Source organism: Chlamydia sp. 04-14, assembly GCF_036632095.1.
Taxonomy (GTDB): Bacteria; Chlamydiota; Chlamydiia; order Chlamydiales; family Chlamydiaceae; genus Chlamydia.
Genome location: NZ_JAPYKW010000005.1, coordinates 1 through 4,381, shown reverse-complemented (window position 1 = coordinate 4,381; position 4,381 = coordinate 1). Strand labels below are relative to the sequence as shown.

The window sequence follows — 4,381 nt, the reverse complement described above, 5'->3', positions numbered from 1 at the left end:
CCCCCCCCCCCCCAGACGAGGAGACTAACTCAATCTGTTTTTGAAACTTCTCACTAGCACTTTCAAAATTATTCTTTGCGCGAACCATTTCTTGATTTGCGTTTTCTAATTTTGTTTTTGCTTCAGTTTTTTGAGTTAATAACTTCTTATGCTCATTTTGAGCTTGCTGATACTTACTTATGATAGAGTCTAAACTATCCTCAGCAGAAGCAACAACAGCTTTATTTTCTGATATAGTTTGCTTCAATTTAAGAACTTTTTCTTCGTCGATATATTTCTTTACAGGAATAAATCCACTCGAACGAGCTTTAGAAATAAGAGCTCTGCAAGTTAAGCAGCTAGCTCCAACAGTTAGTAACAATAGACCAAGAGCTACGGATAAGCCTATAACCAAAATGGAATACATCATACCCAGCTCAGTTCCAAAAAGCACGACACCTACTATACCTGCTGCTAAAATAAGTACACCAAGGAGAATAGAAATGATGTTAGCAACTTTACGAGCTCTTGACTCACTAACATCACAACATTGCGCGTCTTTTTTTTCTAAGTTAAGTACACAACATGAAGGTACGCACTTCATAAAATACTCATAGTTAAAATATTAAAATCGCAAACAATTGAAGCTCTCCTCTTTCTTTTATTGCAACCGTTTTATATGCAATAGTTTAAGAAAACAGAGAGTTGCCATGGGGGAAACGAGAATTTTTTAGGTAAATAATTTTTTAAAACAGGAAAAAAAACCGTCGTAAAACATGCAAATGATCAAGCTTGAGAGGGTCTAGAAAGGCAAAGTTGTTCCATCAACTGATGGAACAACTTTAAGAATGAGGTTGCGCACCTAAATCTCAAAGTAAGAAGCAAGCTCGGTTATCTATGAGGTTTCATTAGCATCGTCGACATTTTCAATATCTTCTTCATCTGGGAAAAACGTGGGGGCAGCCTTTAAGTCCGCCAGCTCTTGTTCTAAATCTTCTATCCTTTGTTGAAGTTGAAGAATTTGACGATTTGCATTATTTATCTGATCATTCATAAATGCATCTTGAACAGCTCGAACTTCTTTTCTAGTATAACGTCCACCTTCAGCTTCTTTAATGACAACGATGTCCTCTCTAAATTCTTCTGATAATTCGGGTCGTAATTCTGCTATTTTCTTTTCATAACTTTCGATTACTTGATTGTAGGCAACTAGTGTATTCCTGAAGCTGATAAGTTGTTCTTCTATTTCACGTATATAACTATCTTTATCACGCATATCTCTGGAATAAGTCCGTACCATGCTATTGTAATTTGTTTCTGATCGCAGTCTTTTCTGGAATTCCTCTTCCAATTTCCGATTGAATTCCGCACTGTCTTCTCTACGCAACTTATCTAATTGATTTAAACAATCCTCGAAAGCAATAGCCTCTCTTTCTCGTCTTTCCTCAAGCTGATCTAATTGCTTTTGTAGTATCTTATTTTTTTCTGACAACACAAGTAAGGTTTGACCTTGTTTTTCTAATTCAATTATTTTTTGATTATCATCAGTAGTTTGATTACATAACTTCTCTATCTGATCTCGTAATGCATCCTTCTCTTTCATAGATAGACTTGTTAAATCTTTTAATTCTTGTTCTAAAGCTTGAATCCGATTTTCCTTCTCTTCAACATCCGATTGAGAACCACCTAACTGTTGCTCTAACTGCGCTATTCTTTCCTCTAAAACACATAGGATCTGCTGATTATTAAGTTGATCTTTGGTATCGCTTATTATCTTCCCAGTTTCATCTTTCTGTTTAGCAAGCTGATCTAATCGTTTCTTGAGTTCTTGTTGAGATTTACCTTTTTCTTTTTGAAGGCTTGCTAGAGCTTTCTCTAATTTCTCTCTAGTTTGTCTTTCGGCAGTATTTTCAAGTTTCAAATCTTGAAGACGTTGTTGTAACTTCAGTTCTTCTTCTTGAAGATCTGCAAGCCGAGCTTGCAAGGCAATAATACGTTGTTCCATTATGTTAATGAGAGAGGAGCAAGTAGACACTTGTTTATTCAACAGCACTTGCATGCGATCATAGATAGCAACTAGATTTAAAGAATCTAAGGCTTTTTCTTTCTCAAAGATTGCTTTGTTAAGATCTTCAAGAGTTACCCAGATTTTTTGATAAGCAGCTGAAGCTTCTTCTAAAGTATTTTTGGATTGGGTTAGAGCTTTTTTAACCCTAGAAAGCCCCCCAGAACTGTTGGTGGATTCTTTTTGAATTTTCTCTAAAAAAGCATTCAAGGATAAACGAGCTTCTGAATATTTCTTGCTAGCTATTTCTAATTTCTTATTAATCTCATTTTTATTTTCTAATAATTTCTTATGTTCTTTAGAAACTTTTTGATAACGATCAACAGCCTTAATTAAATATTCTTGTGCTTTAGTAATATCTTCTGCGTTGTTGGAAATTTTATTCTTTAATTTCTGAATCTGCTCATCATCAATACGATATTTAGAGATATCTAAAGATCTTTGTCGTGGAGACAAAGCACGACAACTCAAGCAACTTGCCCCTACTGTTAAAAGTAAAATGCCTACCGCTACAGACGCTCCTAAAACTATCATAGTGTAAAGCGCGCCAAGCTCAGCTCCAAAAAGAACTACAGAGACTACACCACCTGCTAGAATAAGTATACCAATGATCATAGCAATGATATTGGCAACTTTATGCACTCGAGATCCACTAAAACAACAACGCTGTAGACATGTTAACTCCACAAGAGTCGAACTAGATGAGGGCACGCTCTTCATAAATCATTCACCACCAAAATAACAAAATTGTGAGCAATTGAAACTATCGGGTCTGATTTACTGCAACCGTTTTATCTGGAATGACTTAGAGAAAAACTAATTATACGGTAAGAATATGCACAAACTAATGACCCAAACCATAGTTGTTCCATTTCTTATGAAACAACTACAGAAATTAAAATGGGGGTGTAAAATTTCGATCTGGCATTAGGAAAAAGTTTAGTATTTCTTATAAAGAATGTTACGGATTTCATCTGCATCAGCTGGATCTAAATTATCCCTGATTCTTAGGAAGGTTGCTTCCATCCTTAACTGTATTTGATTAAGCTCTACTATATCTCTGTGCAAGTATTCTGCTTCCCTATAACCTTTCAAATCGGCTTCCAACTTTCTTACACGAGCCTCTAAATGAATAATCTTTTCATAAGCTTCATCAAGACGTTCTTCACCAAATCTTGCTTGCAAACAGGAAATATCAGCTCTGGTGTAATTTGTATCACTATTTTCTATAGCTTTAAGGATAACTTTATCTTTTCTGAACCGCTCTAAGTCAACGGGCGAATAGCGTAATTCTTTTTCGTAATATTCGATCACTTCATTGTAAAGAATTAGGGTGTTTTTCAATCTTGTGATCTCTTCTTGTAGATCTTTTAAAGTCTGCTTGGTCCTCTGTTTATCTACCTCATAGTACTGACATTTGTTAACGAGATCGTCTTTCTCTTTCTCTAGACTTTTAATTTTCTCTTCTTGTTTTGACCTTGCCTCATTAAGAAAAGCTTCATGTTCAGATTTTAATCTATTTTGATCTTCTTGATGTAACTGCTTGATCTCCTCAAGGTTCTCCTCATAAATAGAAGCCTCTTGTTTACGTCTAGATTCAATCTGGTCTAATCTCTCTTGGAGCAGCCTAATTCTTTCTGTCAAAACAGCTAAATTCTTATTCTGTTTTGTTAAATTCATAATCTTGTAATTGTCATCTGAGGCTTGCTCACGCAACATCTGAATTTCATCTTGTAAATTCATTCTCTCCAACTCGGATAGATGCTTCAATTCTTGTAATTCCCGTTCGAGCTCATTAATACGTATATCTTTGTTTTCAATTTCTAATTGAGTATTCTTGAGTCTTTCCTCCAACTCATTTATGATGCATTGAATTTGCTGATTACTCAGCTTATCTTTGGCCCCAATGACTGTGCTATCCGAATCTTGGATTTCTTGACGCAGTTGATCTAATCGTGCTTTCAATTCATTTTGAGAAGCATTTTTTTCTTTTCTCAACTGTGCGAGTTCTTTTTCTAATTTTTCTATGACTACTTTATCTGAAGTGCTGTCTTGTTGCTTGAGCAGACTGGTTTCTTTACTTTTAATCTCAACTATACGTGATTGCAAATCAGCGATAGTTTGTTCTAAAAGATCGACAAGTAGAGAATGAGATGAAATTTGTTTTTTTAATAAACGGTGAAATTGCTCATATCTCGATAAGAGATTCATAGCATCTAAAGATTTTTCTTTTTGAATGAGATCTCTATTGATATTTTCAAAAACAGACAATGCTTCTTGATATTCTTTGGAAACCCCTTCAAGGAAAGCTTTACGTTGAGCTACCCCCCCCCCCCC

At 35.2% G+C, this 4,381-nt stretch carries 3 protein-coding genes; all 3 read right to left on the bottom strand.

Annotated features, from left to right (window positions below; genetic code table 11):
• On the bottom strand, positions 1 to 583 hold a 583-nt coding region (locus O6937_RS05295; protein ID WP_332390599.1), incomplete at its 3' end, for a coiled-coil domain-containing protein.
• A gap of 291 nt (positions 584 to 874) precedes the next feature.
• A complete protein-coding gene (locus tag O6937_RS05290) occupies positions 875 to 2,764 on the bottom strand; it encodes a hypothetical protein (RefSeq protein ID WP_332390598.1) in 1,890 nt (629 codons plus the stop codon).
• Between the two features lie 219 nt (positions 2,765 to 2,983).
• The coding region (locus O6937_RS05285) for a hypothetical protein (RefSeq protein ID WP_332390597.1) at positions 2,984 to 4,381 on the bottom strand (1,398 nt) is incomplete at its 5' end.